The sequence below is a fragment of the uncultured Desulfobulbus sp. genome (genome assembly GCF_963662935.2).
Lineage (GTDB): Bacteria > Desulfobacterota > Desulfobulbia > Desulfobulbales > Desulfobulbaceae > Desulfobulbus.
This window is the reverse complement of record NZ_CAXXTL010000002.1, coordinates 344,788-360,678: the sequence shown is the minus strand read 5'-3', so window position 1 is coordinate 360,678 and position 15,891 is coordinate 344,788. Positions and strand designations below refer to the sequence as shown.

Sequence of the window (15,891 nt, the reverse complement as noted above, 5' to 3'; positions counted from 1 at the left end):
TTGAGCAATTTTGCTTTTTTCCGCAACATCGATCAGAACAATCTCAATAACGTTATTAAGTACTTCAATCTGCGGGACTGCAAAAAAAATGATATCATTCTCCGCCGGGGCGATCCTGGTGGCCACTTTTATATTGTCGTCACCGGGCAGGTCGATATCCTCAACGATGCCGGCATCCCCATCTCCACCCTCAAGCGAGGCGAGGTGTTCGGGGAAATGAGTCTGATCTGCGAGGAAAATGTCGGCGCTACTGTTCAGGCGAGCACCGATTGCCAACTCATATATATCGGAAATAAGCATTTCAAGACGATTTTACATAAGTATCCTTCGCTCCAGTCCTATTTTACCCGGTTGATGGCCAAACGGTTGACCGACTCAAACAGGGTGCGGTCGGACGACTACGCTTCGGGTATGATCGGTAAACTGGAAGAGATTCCCCCGGAAGCGCTTTTTCAAACCCTTAATAGCAACCACAAGACCGGTATTCTTACGATCACCCAACTCCAGAAGGGCACGGCTCGTTTTTCGTTGCGTCAAGGCGCCTTGATCAAGGCAAGTTACGCCGGCAGCAAGGGCGAGTCGGCTTTTTTTGAGGTGCTCCGGGAGAAAAACGGACGATTTAAATTCACCCCCGGGCTTCCTCCCGAAGATTTCGATGCCCCCGAGATCGGGTACTTCATGAAATTGCTCATGGAAGGGCTCCAGCGCATCGACGAACGACCCGCTTCCCAGGTCAGTTGATAGGGGCATTCTTGCCCTTATCCTTTCCGCGCGCCACATATTTTTATCCTGACGTCCCTGCCGCTTTTTCCTGAGAGAAAGCGGCGGCAACCCCTATGGTGTCCTTTTGGTGCTGACAAGATTTCTTACAAGCGGCACAGTGTTGTTATGCAACTTGTGCCCGTTTGGAAAGGATTGCTATAGTAGATGCTCAAGGAGCGCTTTCAATCACGCTTTTATTGGGAGCTATTTTTGACAGAGCCCCTGCGGTTCAGGTAAATCGAGCCGTTTGTTGCCTATCTTGCACAACAGGAACAAGTCGTGGTGAAATGGTGCTTCGGCGAGGGGGAAATGACCTTGTCTGCAAGGACTTTTTTTCCTTGACAGGAGAGACAACAGACTGTTAATGAATGACCGTTCAGTTCGAACATTTTTTGAATCTGATTATAGTTTTACCAGTCGTATCAACTGTTTCACTCTTTTTAACTCTCATTCAGGAATGGTAATTATGTCGTGGTTCATTCAAACTTTTCGATCTTCGTTGGGCAAAAAGTACATCATGGCTTTTACTGGGTTTATGCTGGGCGGGTTCTTGCTCGTCCATACCATAGGCAACAGTACAATTTTCTGGGGGAGAAGCGCGTTTAATGCCTACGCGCATCATCTGCACTCCTTAGGCGTTTTCGTCCCCATTTTTGAAATCGGGCTCTACTCAATCTTCTTTCTCCACGTCATCACCGGCGTTATTCTTTTCCTTGAGAACCGCAAGGCCAGAGGTGGAAAATATGCCGTCGAGACCAGTGCAGGCGGCCGCACCTTGGCTTCCAAAACCATGCCGTACACCGGTGCCGCTATTTTTCTCTTCATCCTCATTCACCTCGCCAACTTTCACTTTGTTGAAAAAACTGCGGTAAAAACGATTTCTGATTTTGTTACCCAGGTGTTGAACAACCCGTTCTTTACCTTGATTTACGGTGCGGGCATCTGTCTTCTTTTCATCCACGTCAGCCATGGTTTTTGGTCACTGCTTCAGACCTTTGGAATCAGCCATCCGAAATACGATTATCCGCTGCGCGTGGTTACCTGGGCACTGGCAGGTATCATGGGCGGAGTATTTCTGTTGATCACCTTCCTCATGGTCATCTCTCGGAATCAATTGCTCTGATACGGTAACGTTCTACAAGAGACGATTGAAGGTTCTCGCAATGTGTCAGCACTGCTCGGGCAAGAATCTTCTTAACAAGCTTTATTCCTATTCACCTACAGCAAAAAGAAACGACTATGCAGCTTGACTCAAAGATACCTGAAGGACCGCTGGCCGAAAAATGGGACAAATGCCGTTTTTCCAACAAACTCGTCAACCCTGCCAATAAACGGAAATACGAAGTTATCATCGTAGGAACCGGTCTGGCAGGCGCTTCAGCAGCCGCCTCCTTGGGCGAACTGGGGTACAATGTTAAATCGTTCTGCATTAATGACAGCCCCCGCCGCGCCCACTCCATTGCTGCCCAGGGTGGCATTAATGCCGCCAAAAATTACCAGAATGACGGCGACTCCATTTTCCGTCTGTTCTATGATACCATCAAGGGTGGCGACTTCCGCGCCCGTGAGGCAAACGTCTATCGTCTTGCCCAGGTCGCCAACAATATTATTGACCAGTGTGTAGCTCAGGGCGTTCCCTTTGCCCGTGAATACGGCGGTACCTTGGCCAATCGCTCCTTCGGCGGTGCCCAGGTTTCCCGTACGTTCTATGCCAGGGGCCAGACAGGACAGCAGTTGTTGCTCGGTGCTTATACCGCCATGATGCGACAAGTATCCACCGGCAAGGTGAAATTGTACACCCGCCGGGAAATGATGGACCTCGTTGTCGTCGACGGCGTAGCCAAGGGCATCGTCTGCCGCAACTTGATAACCGGTGAGATCGAAAAATATTCAGCGCATGCGGTTGTTCTTGCGACCGGCGGTTACGGCAACGTCTACTTCCTGTCCACCAACGCCATGGCATGTAATGTCACCGCCGCTTGGCGTGCCTACAAAAAAGGAGCTGGATTCGCTAACCCCTCTTTCGTCCAGATCCACCCAACCTGCATCCCGGTTCATGGCGAATTTCAATCCAAATTGACCCTCATGAGCGAGAGTCTGCGGAACGATGGACGCGTCTGGGTTCCAAAGAAAGTGGGCGACACTAGAAAAGCTGCCGATATTCCGATGGACGAGCGTGATTATTACCTGGAGCGCAAATATCCCTCCTTTGGTAACCTCGTGCCCCGCGATGTGGCCAGTCGCAACGCCAAGGAAGCTTGCGACGAAGGTAAGGGTGTCGGCGAAACCAAACTCGGCGTCTATCTGGACTTTTCCGATGCAATCAAGCGTGACGGTCTCGATGTGATCATGCGGAAATATGGCAATCTTTTCCACATGTATCAGAAAATCACCGACAGTGACCCCACCAAGGAACCAATGATGATCTACCCGGCGATTCATTACACCATGGGTGGATTGTGGGTTGATTATGAGCTGATGACCACCGTCAAGGGTTGTTATGCCATGGGTGAATGCAACTTCTCTGATCACGGTGCTAACCGCTTGGGCGCTTCCGCATTGATGCAGGGCCTGGCCGACGGCTATTTCGTTATCCCGTACACTATCGGGAATTACCTAGCTACCGTCCCACCGGTACCGACCAGTACCAACGATCCAGCGTTTGATGTTTCTGTCAACGAAGTAAAGGATCAAACCGCCAAGCTGTTGAAAAATACCAAGAGTGGTAAGGGCGGCCAGACAGTTGATCATTTCCACAAAGAACTGGGTAAGGTTATGTGGGACAACTGCGGTATGGCACGAAACAAGGAAGGCTTGGAACTGGCTCTGAAGAGAATCCCAGAGATTCGGGCTGAATTCTGGGAAAACGTCATCGTGCCTGGCTCCGGACAGGAACTCAACCAGTCACTCGAGCGTGCTGGACGTGTCGCCGACTTTTCATCGGGTATCTATTGATTGGCACCGATAATACTGCTCGTAAGCAGGCAGAAGCGGCGCTGCTTCAAGCAGGTGCTCTGCAAAATGCGATTTTCAACAGTGCCAACTTCTCAAGTATTGCCACTGATGAAAAAGGCGTAATACAGATATTCAATGTCGGTGCCGAACGCATGCTGGGTTACACGGCTATCGAAGTTGTAGACAAAATCACCCCTGCCGATATTTCAGATTCGCAAGAAGTAATAACACGGGCTAAAGAACTGAGTCTTGATTTTAATACTCCAATAGCACCGGGTTTTGAAGCTCTGGTGTTCAAAGCTTCCCGCGAGATTGAAGACATTTACGAGTTAACATATATCCGCAAAGATGGCAGCCGTTTTCCGGCAGTGGTATCTGTTACGGCATTGCGGGATGACCAGGGTGGAATCATCGGTTATCTGTTGATTGGCACCGACAATACTGCACGCAAGCAGGCAGAAGCGGCGCTCCTTCAAGCAGGCGCTCTGCAAAACGCGATTTTCAACAGTGCCAACTTCTCAAGTATTGCAACCGATGAGAAAGGCGTTATACAGATATTCAATGTCGGCGCTGAGTGTATGCTCGGATATACAGCCAGCGAAGTAGTAGATAAAATCACCCCTGCCGACATTTCCGATTCCCAGGAAGTAATATCGCGAGCCAAAGAACTTAGTATAGAATTTAATACTCCAATTGCGCCGGGTTTTGAAGCGCTTGTATTTAAGGCTTCACGTGAGATTGAAGACATCTACGAATTAACATATATCCGCAAAGACGGCAGCCGTTTCCCGGCAGTTGTATCAGTTACAGCATTACGCGATGACCAGGGTGGAATCATCGGTTATCTGTTGATTGGCACCGACAATACCGTACGCAAGCAAGTAGAGGCAGAACAGAAGCTACTCGATCAACGCCTTCGTGATCAACAATTCTATACCCGTTCATTATTTGAATCGAACATTGATGCGATTATGACTACAGATCCATCCGGTATTATAACTGATGTCAACAAACAGATGGAGACTCTCACCGGTTTCACCCGTGATGAACTGATAGGGGCGCCATTTAAGAACTACTTCACTGATCCAGCAAGAGCAGAGGCAAGCATCAAACTGGTATTAAGCGAAAAAAAGGTTACAAATTACGAACTCACCGTACGTGCCTGGGATGGTAAAGAGACAGTAGTATCATATAATGCAACCACCTTCTATGACCGCGATCGAAAACTGCAAGGGGTATTTGCCGCCGCTCGTGATGTTACAGAGTTGAAACGGTTTGAGCAAACACTAAAAGAGAACAATGTGGAGCTGGAGAGTGCTAAAACTGCGGCAGAGAAAGCAAATCTAGCGAAATCAGATTTTCTATCCAGTATGAGCCATGAGCTGCGAAGTCCGTTAAATGCAATTCTGGGTTTTGCTCAATTGATGGAATCCGATTCACCTGAGCCAACAATTTCTCAAAAGGAAAGCATATCTCAAATCCTTCAGGCTGGATGGCATCTGTTGAAACTGATAAATGAGATCCTCGATCTCGCGAAAGTCGAGTCAGGACAGGTACCGATGTCGCGAGAGCCGGTATCACTCGCCGAAGTCATGTTCGAATGCCGTGGCATGATAGAACCAAAAGCGCAAGAACGCGGAATCAGCATGATGTTCCCGCCGCTTGATATCCCTTACTTTGTACATGCCGATCTGACCCGAGTAAAACAAGTACTCATTAACCTTCTTTCAAACGCGATTAAATACAACCGGGAGAATGGTAGTATCGTCGTAGATTGTTTTACCAGCGCACCGGAACGCATACGTGTAAGCGTCAAAGACACAGGCGAAGGATTGACTCCGGAAATGCTGGATCAGTTGTTCCAACCGTTCAATCGTCTTGGACAGGAAGGCGGAAGCGAGGAAGGCACTGGTATCGGCCTCGTAGTTGCTAAACGATTAATAGAACTGATGGGTGGTACAATCGGTGCGGAAAGCACTGTAGGGGGTGGGAAGCGAATTCTGGTTTGAGCTGGCTGCAGATGTGGCTCCTCGATTAGCAGCGGGTGAAGATGAAACCACTTCAACCGACCAACAACAATCGTTAAATGGCACTGAGAAACACAATCTGCTTTATGTAGAAGACAATCCTGCCAATATGAAGCTGGTTGAGCAACTTATCGGACGCCGTTCTGATCTTCACCTGATGACTGCGGTAACCGGGTATCTTGGTATCGAGATTGCCCGCACATCTATGCCGGAGATGATCCTAATGGACATTAATCTGCCGGACATCAGCGGAATTGAAGTCCTGAAAATTCTACACAATGACCCAGCAACAGCACACATCCCTATCGTTGCCCTCAGCGCCAATGCAATGCCGCGGGATATTGAAAAAGGCCTCGAAGCCGGATTCTTCAGATATCTCACTAAACCAATAAAAGTGAATGAATTTATGGAGACACTAAACGAAGCTCTAGCACTTACAACAAATGATGCACCAACAGGAACATCGAATATCCAGAAACAGGTTGCTTCAGAAGTCGCTCCGGAAGTCATGACGGATATACCAAGTGATTTGATCTACCGTCTCCAGGAAGCAGCAATCGACGCAGACCATGACCAATTGCTGTTGCTGGTTGAAGAAGTCAGACAATATAACAGGCAAAAATCACAGCAACTCAAACACTATCTAGAGGCATTTGATTATCAAAGTTTACTGAATGCACTTAAAGCAGGAGTTACAATATAATGGAAACCACGTTAATGAATTCACAGCCTATACCCAGTATTCTCGTTGTTGATGATACTCCAGCAAACCTGCTCCTTCTAACAGGAATGCTAAAGGGATTGGGATATAAAGTGAGGTCAGTTTCTGACGGAGAGTTCGCAATACAGACAGCCAGGCACGACCTGCCTGATCTGATCCTGCTTGATGTCATGATGCCGGGTATGAATGGATATGAAGTATGTAAGCGCTTGAAGATGGATGACGAATTGTCAGAAATCCCGGTGATATTCCTCAGCGCGTTGAACGAAACTGCGGATAAGGTAAAAGCGTTCGAAGCAGGCGGGGTTGATTATGTAACCAAACCATTTCAATTGAGAGAAGTCCAAGCACGGGTGGCAGCCCATTTGGAGCTACACAGACAAAAGAAAGTGATACAAGAAAGCTACGATCAACTTCATCAGCTTGAGGAACTTAGAGATAATCTGGTACATATGGTCGTACATGATATGCGCACTCCTTTAACAAGCATGAAAGGCTTTTTACAATTGCTGGACATGGTAGAAGGAGAAACAATGTCAAAGGATGGCAAAGAGTATATCAACATCCTGACAGATGCCACTGAGAGTCTAATCGAACTTGCCAGCTCATTACTGGATGTCAGCAAAATGGAAGCCGGAGAGATGACTCTCGATCTGGGTGAATGCAATATGATTGAGATCATCCGAGAGGTGATGGGTAAAGTTGAATCCCTGCGCGGAGACCGGCAATTCATTTTCGAAGAGCCAAAAGATCCGATTTTTATACAAGGCGATGCTAAACTACTCGCTCGAGTTATACAGAATTTGATGGGCAATGCATTGAAGTTCACCCCGGATGACGGCAGCATTTCCATTGGAATAGAAGCAGGAGAGACATGTGTGCGTGTATATGTCCAGGATAACGGCCCGGGAATCCCGCAAGAAAGCCTGGGAAGAATCTTTGAGAAATTCGGACAAGTAAAATCGCAGCAGAATCAACGGCAATACTCAACCGGACTAGGACTAACTTTCTGCAAGCTGGCAGTTGAAACACACGGCGGTACCATCGGTGTAGATAGTGAAGTCGGCAAAGGGAGCTCGTTCTGGTTTAGCATACCTGTCAACGGTCCTGCGGAAGCATTACCGGTTGATTCAAGTACAGCCAATGTTTGTGCGGTAAAATCATAAAGCTTATAATCAAACAGAATCTATCAGCACAATTGCTTAGAATTACAGAGCAGTATGAAATTAATTTACACATTAGAGCTTGTATCTTTTATCTGTAACACGCTTGAAAACCGTAAGATTAGATAGACTCATCGGATTATTACTGACACCGGTATATCGTTTTACTTCGCGGTATATCTGATGAAACTCCTGCTCTTTACCGTGCGTCAGGAAAAGAGGTCCGCCATTAAAGTGCTTGTTGGTATCAACTTCGAATGAGCGAAGCACAATATAGTCGGGCTTGAAGAACTGCAATACTGAGTCGAAAACTTCTCCATTCATCGCGGTTTGCTTCTTAAACTCGACGGTCTTGGGGGTTACGAGCCCCGCAAAATCTATGACTTTTCTCTCAGAATAATATCCCTGATAACCAATCGCTTCCATCGCAACAGCCGCATCTTCAGGAGTATTATCTCTCAGCCACAAACCAATCCCTTTTCTTGCGCTGTCCTCCCTGCGCTGAGAGATCGACATCTGTCTGATTATTGATGGAACGATGCAAGAGCAGTATGTAACAACCACAACTCCGATAAGCGCCGCAGAAACCATAATCCTGGTACGAACAGGAAGCCATCTTTTGATCCATTGAAATATCTCAACTATGCCTACACCTGCAAGTATCATACAGCAATAAGTAATTGGGAGAAGGTACCACTCAAACCTTGGAGCGCGGCCTGCATACATCACCAATGTATAAAAAATCGGAAATATTGCAATCGGCCATAATTCATGCGGACTCTCTTTGAATAATCTACGTGTACCGACTGCAAAGAGTCCAAGCCATAGAGGTAGAAGCCACATACTGCCGTAATATCTTGTTCCTTTTACATACCAAAGCACATTTGTGAGTATGTATTGGCTATTCAACAGTTGATGTTCTCTTCCCGGACGTATTGCAGCCTTTGCTAGCATTGAATTTGGTAAGAATGTACCGAAGTATATCGTAGCAAAGACAATCCATGGAAGCACAACAATGAATGCTGTTCCTATTGAGATAGCAATCTTACGCCGAGATTTCAGTAATCCTGCTAACACTATAATCGATGTCCAGATAGCGCCATCAATCCGACAAAGCATTAGCAATCCGCAAAACACTCCCATTGCAGCATACTTCTCCCGACCCAATGCCCATAAACTCAATCCCATCAGGAGCAATACAAGAGGCGTTTCCATTCCTCCAATTCCTGTTCGTATCATAGCCAGGTGCATATAGAGGAAACACATCGCTGTACCTGCGGCTGCGACAGAGATACAACGATCTTTCAGCACAAAGTAGGCGGTTAGTCCAGACATGAGGCCGAAAATCGGCATGACCACAGTTGCAACTTGTACGATAGAACGCGGTCCGAAGGGAGTAGATAGCATGGCAAGAATGAGGGTCGCAAGAGGAGTGGTTGTTCCTAAAACATGCTCACCAGCATTAAAGACAAACCCTTTATGGCTGATAAGGTTCGCTGAATATCTATAGGTAATCAACGCATCTTCGAGTTGAAAACGAGTGAAGTAAACAATAACACCCCAGAGAAGTGCTCCACACGCCAGGATAATCCAAGGCACTGCGTTAGTTCGATTATGCGTTTGTTCTTGAGTTAGAAGCGGCAACTCCTCTTTTTTCGAATCACATGAATGCATACATAAGCCTTTATAATTGATATTTTTGAGTTTAATAAATAAGGTGATGGCATAATTATGGAAATCAGACTAATCAAGCACAATTGATCTCTGCATAACTCAGAGGCCCAGTCGATCGAACTGTTCAGGCGGACAACCATCCTCAGTAATGCGATCTTTGAGACGTCTTCGCAGGCTGGCAGCGGTTTCGGGTTCAGCATCAATGATGTTGGTTTCGTTGAACAATGGGTCGTTACGCTTATACAGAATCGACGGGAAATCATGCCGATAGTTGATCGGAATCTGCCACCCCGGGCAGTCGACGCCGGGAATGAACGTCCCGGCTTTGGCATCTACGCAAGGCCAGGACATAATTGTGGAATATTGATTGAGCGGCGCATTGGAGTTGCATCCCTGTAGCAGAACATCCTCTCCGTCTGTACAGCAGATACCCTCTCCGAATGTACCCCAGTATGTCAGATCTCTGATCTGCTTTTCACCTGCCATGAGCGGAAGAATCGAACGGCTGTGGACATCGGCAGATGCTCCTGAGCCGATGGCATCAAGCACGGTGTTGTAGATATCGACTGTGCATGTCTGAGCATCTACCGACTTCCCGCCGTTCATAAGGTGCGGATGCCAGATCAACAGAGGGATGTTGGCATGACTCAGATAATGAGGGTGCTGTTTCCCAAATGGATTTCGGAGCGTATGATCGCGCGCATCATCATCAAACTCATTGATATCCAGAACCGCCTCTGCCAACTCATGCCCGTGGTCGGTGGTGAAGATAACGGTAGTATTATCCCACAGATTGTGTTTGTCCATCATCGCCCAAACCTGACACAGAGCCTTGTCAACCATCGTGAGTTTGCCCTGGTACTGCGCTCGGATGTAGTCTAACTCAGCCATCGATGTGCTTTGCAAAAACTTTAGGCGCTGGTCTGTATCCTGATAAGGCGGCCAGCATGTATATTCAGGATTGAGGTCGTTGGTATACATCGAGCGATATGGTTCCGGCACATGGAAAGGTTCATGCGCATCAAAACTCTCTATGTGAAGGAAGAAACGATCCTGGTTGTGATTTGCATCCAGCCATTCCGCAGCTTTTCGAAAGACCTTCGGCGAGAAGAAATCTTCTTCACTTGTAAACTTGGCAACATTTCGATAATACTGGCTTCCCCATCCTGGACGATATTCATTTATCGATTTCACCCATTCAGGTTCACTGGGTTGAAGCTCAGTCTTCCAGTAGTCCAGCTCGTGACCACGGATCATCTCACAGCCGTTGAAGTGCTCAAGATAACCATGCGCGCTGTTCTCCCAGTAGTGATAGTGGTCAGTCACTATCTGAGTTACCGCGCCTGATTGACGACATCTCAGAGCAATCGGAGCATCATATGGTTCCAGATGCCCCCAACCTCTGTAAAGGAACTCTTGACGCCCTGTCATGATCTCTCTCCGAGCGGGCATACATGGAGCCGATCCGATGACATGATTCGTGAATGTCACACCCTTATCTGCCAGATGCTGGATGTTAGGCGTGTTGACTGTTTTACAACCGTAAGGAGAAAGATAGTGTCTGTTGCAGCTATCCACCAGGATTAGTATGACATTTGTTTGTGGTGTTCCATTATTCGGTACGGCAGATGCGCTGCTCATGTTCGTCTCCTTTACGGATTGAGGAAATATTTTCCTCAATTTTACTCTACTTCATCCCGCTTGTCTACGTTCTCTGATAACTTGAATTTGAATGTATTTCAATAAAGTGGGTAATTACTATCAGTAGAGATATCAATCACCCGTTTAATCTTGAGTGTTCGCCGCAGGGAATGTATCGAAGGATGATATCCAGTCACCTAACCCGCGTGTGCCTTTCGATACAATCTGCCTGCGGGCAGATCACTCAGGGTACACGGCTTGGAAACATGAAGAGATTTTACCTACAAATCTCGGACCTACCTTTTGAATACCGGCAAATGCTGATTATAAGCTATTCCCACAAAAACATGTTGACATTTCTGATAATACGGCTTACAATAACCGCAAATCAACATCATTTCACAATATACCTGAAGACTAGTTCAAGGGGGATGTATCATGTATAGAGTAATCCGGTATGCCATAATAGCATTTTCGATATTCGCAGCAGCCGTTACAGGGCACTGTTCCATCGTCGATGATTTCAACGACGGGGCGATGAATACAACCCTCTGGACAACTTTCATCGACGGGATTGGACCATCAGCAACTGAGGTTCCAGGCTGTGTAGTAGTTACAATTCCGGCAGACGCTCATGAAGCCGATGATCCGCATTCCTTTGGAGGCGGTTTCAAATCAGCTAAGTGCCTCAGAGGTGACTTTGATATCCAGATAGATTACACACTCACAGAATGGCCTTCGGGGAGCGGAGTGCGCGTTGGGATGGGACTCTTTCCGGCACATACCGGCAGCCTTGCCAACGTACAGAGGAGTTCTTTCGGCCAAGTTGAGAGCGGTCCAATTGAGGCATACGCCACTGACTATGGGGGTATCGGCGGCGGAGGCGTACCAACGAACCATATCTCAGGCAGTCTAAGGTTTGCAAGAGTGGGCAACATGCTCACAGCCGGAGTTCTGGTCGATAGCGAGTGGGTGGAGATATACTCAGCCGAGTTCAGCACAGACGACTACTACTTCGCATTTACCGCATGGAGCCACAATTATGCATTCTCCCACGAACCGGTAGAGGTAGAGTTCGACAATTTTCTGATGCGTTACGGGGAACTGGTTGATCCCTCAACGCCGCCATTAAACGCCTCTATACAAAAGTCATCATTCACGCCTAAAGTGGTTCGAGCATATGCCGGTAAGAAACCAAGCTTCCGATCAGCAAATGTCATCGTAATGCCGCATGGCAGATCGTTCATAAGGCTTCAGAAGATATCACCGGCAAACGTCGCGCCAAATGTCGGTCCTTATGCGCGGGTTATGATCAATCTTCCATCAGTGAAATCAGGCATCAAATCATCAAGTTTTTCTATGCGCAAGTAGATGTGAAAAATGCTAAAGAGTTTCGCAGTCATACACCAATTCACCGGTTTTTTGAATTTCGGCAAGGAAACCACTTCGATCTGAAGATGGCTCTATCAACACCGGCTCAATTGATAGATTAATATCTCGGCGCAGCTTGAATAAACTAGTTGAGGCTTCCAGCCAGTCATCAACGGGTGTGTTCGTGACTACAGCAACATCGATATCACTCAAATCTGTTGCGGTACCCCTGGCATATGAACCAAACAAGATCACCTGCCGAACATCCATATTCTGCCTGGCTTTCTCAGCAAATAACCGAACACATTCTATAACGTAGCTTTTATCCATTGATATAATTCCTCAGTTTGAGTAAGTAGCTCGCTGCAGCGTTTAAAATCAAGCATCTGGAAAAGACGCTCTTTATCTTCGGGATATCTCGCTTGAATGTTTAAGGGTTCCAAGCTATCAAGCAAGTCTTTTTGGATGCCATCAAGTTGTATATAAATTCCAGATATTTCCGCAAGTCTGCTAAGGTTATGGATGTATGGTGGAATTTTATTATTGTTTGCAACCACAGCCTTAAGCGTTTTTTCGATAACTTGATGACACATGAACCCGACATACAGATAACGTCCAGTCTGAAGCATAGCCCGTGCAGTCTCAAGGTCATATTCTGCCATTTCTATCCAATATAAAGTCTTGTTGGTCACTAAAATCCACCTTAACTCAAAGTGATATTCATATTATATTCTATTATGTAAAATATTATAACATTTTTTATTACGATTTAGGGTGAATCAAGATTGGAACACAGCCAATAGTTAATCATCACTGCAAGCTAGAAAATGACATCATATTATTCGATGCCAGAGAAGGAAATGACACGACTCTTATTGAATAAATAGATATATTCAAAAACCAAGAAGATCCATTTAGGAGATGTAGTTATGAAATATTCATACGGCAACCGAAGATATTCGCTTGGAAAACCTATCACGACTAACTGGCTGATTCTGATCATATTCATTCCTCATATCATACGTGATTTATTTAAAAGTTTTAAGTTACCTGAGCTTGCATGGATAGAACCTATCACTACTGTAACGTGGGTTGTAGCTCTCATCTGGCTGATAGTCCGCGTCATCCGATATTATCGGCCAAAGAACTGCCCTGATCTACCATCTGCCATTGAGATCACCGATACCGGGGTTCTGCGTCTCTTCCATGGGCAGCAAAAGTATGCAGAGATTCCGATTGATCAGATCGCATCATTGAAGGACACCACTCTTGATATCAATGCCGTGGAATCAGATAAATGCCTCTCAACTGACATTAAAAACTCCGATTCAGGGAATAGACCACATCTATGTTCTACCTTATCTTGAAGGATACTCAGAGTTCATCCTGAAACTACTCAATCAATCCCCCAGCCTTCGACCACCACATAAAGATCCTGAATGGATGAGCGCTTCAATCCACAATATAGAACCCGGACTGATGATACTTGTTTTTATCGCTGCTACAGTTTTAGTAATATGCATCACATTAACAATTCAACTGGTGATGAAAGGACATAGCAATTCACCGGCATTATGGATCGCATGGGGGATAAACGCGATAATCGTCTGGGCACTGGTGGTGAATGCCAGAGAATCTACTAAGCGGGTAACACTTATCACATTTTACCCTAACAAGATGCAGATAGTCCGCAGCTCAATCTGGTACAGTGACGTTCACCCTGAAGATATCACTAAAATGGAGATCATTCCGGCAGGAAAGAATCCTGAACGATATATGATCCAGACAGACAAGAAAAGTTTCTGCATTAGCTCAGACAACATGAGAAACTATCCGGAATTGATCCAGCACATCAGAGAGTTTGCATGACCGAAAACAGACTGATACAAGAAACAAACGATCATATGTTTGGCTATCGGCTGTATATGGTACAATAGTCATACAAGCAACTCAAATAGCTGAGAGATAAATGGATTACAAAGAAGCTCAATAACCATATGAGTAATATCATGTAAGCGTATTATTTCCAGACGAGTTATAGAAGGTCGAAGTATCAGAATGAAGAAAAACAGATTTTTAATGATTCTCGTAATGGCAGTTCTTGCAGTCTCTCTGTGGACGATCACAGGCTGCGGAGGCGGCGGTGGTTCGGCAAGTAACGGCACAGGAACCTTGCGGGTAGCCCTTATAGATGCTCCATTAAATGCAAGCGAAGTAAATGTCGATATAACCTCTGTGCAGGTACACAGTACAGGTGGAGCTTGGAAAACAGTTGAAACTTTCACCCCAGCGAAACATGTCAATCTGCTTGACTACAGTACCGGCGGAAATTCACTTATGCTTGTCGATTCACCCTTAGCAGCCGGACATTATACCATGATCAGGCTGATGCTTAGTAAAGCCGAAGTAGTTGTGAATGGACAGACGTTTGATGTTGATCTCAAGAATGTAGCACAGACCGGTGTTAAGTGTAACGGCCAATTCACAGTCGAGAGCAACCAATTATGTGCTGTAACTTTAGATTTCAACGCGCAACGATCTTTTGTTAACACGGGAAGCGGCACTTATATGCTTCATCCTGTGATGAGCATGTCGCCGGTAAACATTGCGGCAAAAGTAACAGGATCAGTAGAATTTCAAAACGGAACCGGCGTTGTACAACCGCTGCCAGCAGATGTAGTGGTAAATGTGTATCCACAGGGGAGCGCAGGAAATCCTGATGCTCTTAGCGGCGGCGCAGTGGTCCAACTTGATGGTACCTTTGAGATCCCTGTGATTGCTCAAGGCACATATGACATACAGATACTTGTAGGCACAAACGTTGTAAAAACGCTTAGCGCCGTTGTAATCACATCACCCAGCACAGACTTGGGTAAGATCATAGTCGTAGAGTAAGACAGGCATATCACTCCTGTAGCGTAATATGATAAAACTATGAGACACTGCTAAGCCATCAGGGTTTGCAAGAGTTCGCAATTGAACTTCTGTAGATCCTGATGGCTTTTATATCCCGAATTCCACAAGTGCAGACCCGTACTTTTGAGTAAATGTAGCATCTGTATTTGAGGTTATTATATCTCAGCAAGAAGTTTTGTGATTATATCAACATGCGATACTTCTTCTAGAAGAATTGCCTCAATCTTGTCTTTACCCATAGATACCGGAACTATCTCTTTGATGCTTTTGTAAAAGGAAACGGCATCTCTTTCCCGATCCAGTGCAATGTTGAGAATCTCCAACAAGGATGGATTTGATCCGAGCATTTCAACCGGATCCATCTTCGAAGTGAAGACTACTTTACTGGCCATCGCTTTCAAGTAGAGAGCCATTTCATCATCTGGATCGAATACTGTTGGCTGCTTTTGGTCACTAGTCAAAACTGCACGCATATCGCGGATAAGTTTTTCGTGAGCAACCTCCCATTCTGCCAGATTCGATAACATCTTATTGGCTTCAATACCTACCGCCGCATTCGATGCCGCTCTGTAGAAATTCAAGCCATTCTGCTCAATCTGCTGAGCAATTTCTAATATATCATCTGCGCTGAAACTGATTGGCATTAGCGTCCTCACATACA

General features: G+C 46.1%; 15 protein-coding genes. 10 read left to right on the top strand and 5 right to left on the bottom strand.

The window, feature by feature from the left end:
- The 6 genes from ACHZCX_RS05945 (at position 1) to ACHZCX_RS05920 (ending at position 7,631) form a co-directional block, all read left to right on the top strand.
- On the top strand, positions 1-741 hold the full coding sequence (locus ACHZCX_RS05945; RefSeq protein WP_319586320.1) for a cyclic nucleotide-binding domain-containing protein: 741 nt from the start codon (positions 1-3) through the stop codon (positions 739-741).
- 385 nt (positions 742-1,126) lie between these two features.
- Positions 1,127-1,885, top strand: coding sequence for a succinate dehydrogenase cytochrome b subunit (locus ACHZCX_RS05940; RefSeq protein ID WP_319586319.1), 759 nt, complete (start codon positions 1,127-1,129; stop codon positions 1,883-1,885).
- Between the two features lie 116 nt (positions 1,886-2,001).
- On the top strand, positions 2,002-3,717 hold the full coding sequence (locus tag ACHZCX_RS05935) for a fumarate reductase/succinate dehydrogenase flavoprotein subunit (RefSeq protein WP_319586318.1): 1,716 nt from the start codon (positions 2,002-2,004) through the stop codon (positions 3,715-3,717).
- Positions 3,714-5,726, top strand: coding sequence for a PAS domain-containing sensor histidine kinase (locus ACHZCX_RS05930; RefSeq protein ID WP_319586317.1), 2,013 nt, complete (start codon positions 3,714-3,716; stop codon positions 5,724-5,726). Before ACHZCX_RS05935 ends, ACHZCX_RS05930 begins: the two co-directional genes overlap by 4 nt.
- Entirely contained in the window at positions 5,704-6,447 is a 744-nt protein-coding gene (locus ACHZCX_RS05925) for a response regulator (RefSeq protein WP_319586316.1), read from the top strand. Before ACHZCX_RS05930 ends, ACHZCX_RS05925 begins: the two co-directional genes overlap by 23 nt.
- The gene (locus ACHZCX_RS05920) at positions 6,447-7,631 is read left to right on the top strand and encodes a hybrid sensor histidine kinase/response regulator (RefSeq protein WP_319586315.1); all 1,185 of its coding nucleotides are present in this window, start codon (positions 6,447-6,449) and stop codon (positions 7,629-7,631) included. The genes ACHZCX_RS05925 and ACHZCX_RS05920 overlap by 1 nt, the downstream gene beginning before the upstream one ends.
- Positions 7,632-7,703: 72 nt before the next feature.
- On the opposite strand, the gene ACHZCX_RS05915 is transcribed toward ACHZCX_RS05920, so the two are convergent.
- Positions 7,704-9,302, bottom strand: coding sequence for a hypothetical protein (locus tag ACHZCX_RS05915; protein WP_319586314.1), 1,599 nt, complete (start codon positions 9,300-9,302; stop codon positions 7,704-7,706).
- A gap of 99 nt (positions 9,303-9,401) precedes the next feature.
- The gene (locus tag ACHZCX_RS05910; RefSeq protein WP_319586313.1) at positions 9,402-10,943 is read right to left on the bottom strand and encodes a sulfatase; all 1,542 of its coding nucleotides are present in this window, start codon (positions 10,941-10,943) and stop codon (positions 9,402-9,404) included.
- A gap of 438 nt (positions 10,944-11,381) precedes the next feature.
- On the opposite strand from ACHZCX_RS05910, the gene ACHZCX_RS05905 reads away from it, so the two are divergent.
- On the top strand, positions 11,382-12,314 hold the full coding sequence (locus tag ACHZCX_RS05905; RefSeq protein ID WP_319586312.1) for a hypothetical protein: 933 nt from the start codon (positions 11,382-11,384) through the stop codon (positions 12,312-12,314).
- A gap of 12 nt (positions 12,315-12,326) precedes the next feature.
- Here ACHZCX_RS05905 and ACHZCX_RS05900 read toward each other — a convergent pair whose 3' ends face one another.
- Both ACHZCX_RS05900 and ACHZCX_RS05895 read right to left on the bottom strand, forming a co-directional pair.
- Positions 12,327-12,644 carry a nucleotidyltransferase domain-containing protein gene (locus ACHZCX_RS05900; protein ID WP_319586311.1) on the bottom strand — a complete coding sequence of 106 codons (318 nt, stop codon included), beginning with the start codon at positions 12,642-12,644 and terminating at the stop codon, positions 12,327-12,329.
- Positions 12,623-13,006, bottom strand: coding sequence for a HEPN domain-containing protein (locus ACHZCX_RS05895; RefSeq protein WP_319586310.1), 384 nt, complete (start codon positions 13,004-13,006; stop codon positions 12,623-12,625). Before ACHZCX_RS05895 ends, ACHZCX_RS05900 begins: the two co-directional genes overlap by 22 nt.
- Positions 13,007-13,243: 237 nt before the next feature.
- Between ACHZCX_RS05895 and ACHZCX_RS05890 the strand changes: the two genes are divergently transcribed.
- The 3 genes from ACHZCX_RS05890 (at position 13,244) to ACHZCX_RS05880 (ending at position 15,209) form a co-directional block, all read left to right on the top strand.
- Positions 13,244-13,681, top strand: a complete 438-nt coding sequence (locus tag ACHZCX_RS05890; RefSeq protein ID WP_319586309.1) for a hypothetical protein — start codon at positions 13,244-13,246, stop codon at positions 13,679-13,681.
- A 76-nt stretch (positions 13,682-13,757) separates the two neighbouring features.
- Positions 13,758-14,183: a hypothetical protein gene (locus tag ACHZCX_RS05885; protein ID WP_319586308.1), complete on the top strand. Its 426-nt coding sequence runs from the start codon at positions 13,758-13,760 to the stop codon at positions 14,181-14,183.
- 189 nt (positions 14,184-14,372) lie between these two features.
- The gene (locus ACHZCX_RS05880; protein ID WP_319586307.1) at positions 14,373-15,209 is read left to right on the top strand and encodes a DUF4382 domain-containing protein; all 837 of its coding nucleotides are present in this window, start codon (positions 14,373-14,375) and stop codon (positions 15,207-15,209) included.
- A 176-nt stretch (positions 15,210-15,385) separates the two neighbouring features.
- Here the strand turns inward: ACHZCX_RS05880 and ACHZCX_RS05875 are convergent, their stop codons facing one another.
- Positions 15,386-15,874, bottom strand: coding sequence for a ferritin family protein (locus ACHZCX_RS05875; protein ID WP_319586306.1), 489 nt, complete (start codon positions 15,872-15,874; stop codon positions 15,386-15,388).
- Positions 15,875-15,891 lie beyond the last annotated feature (17 nt).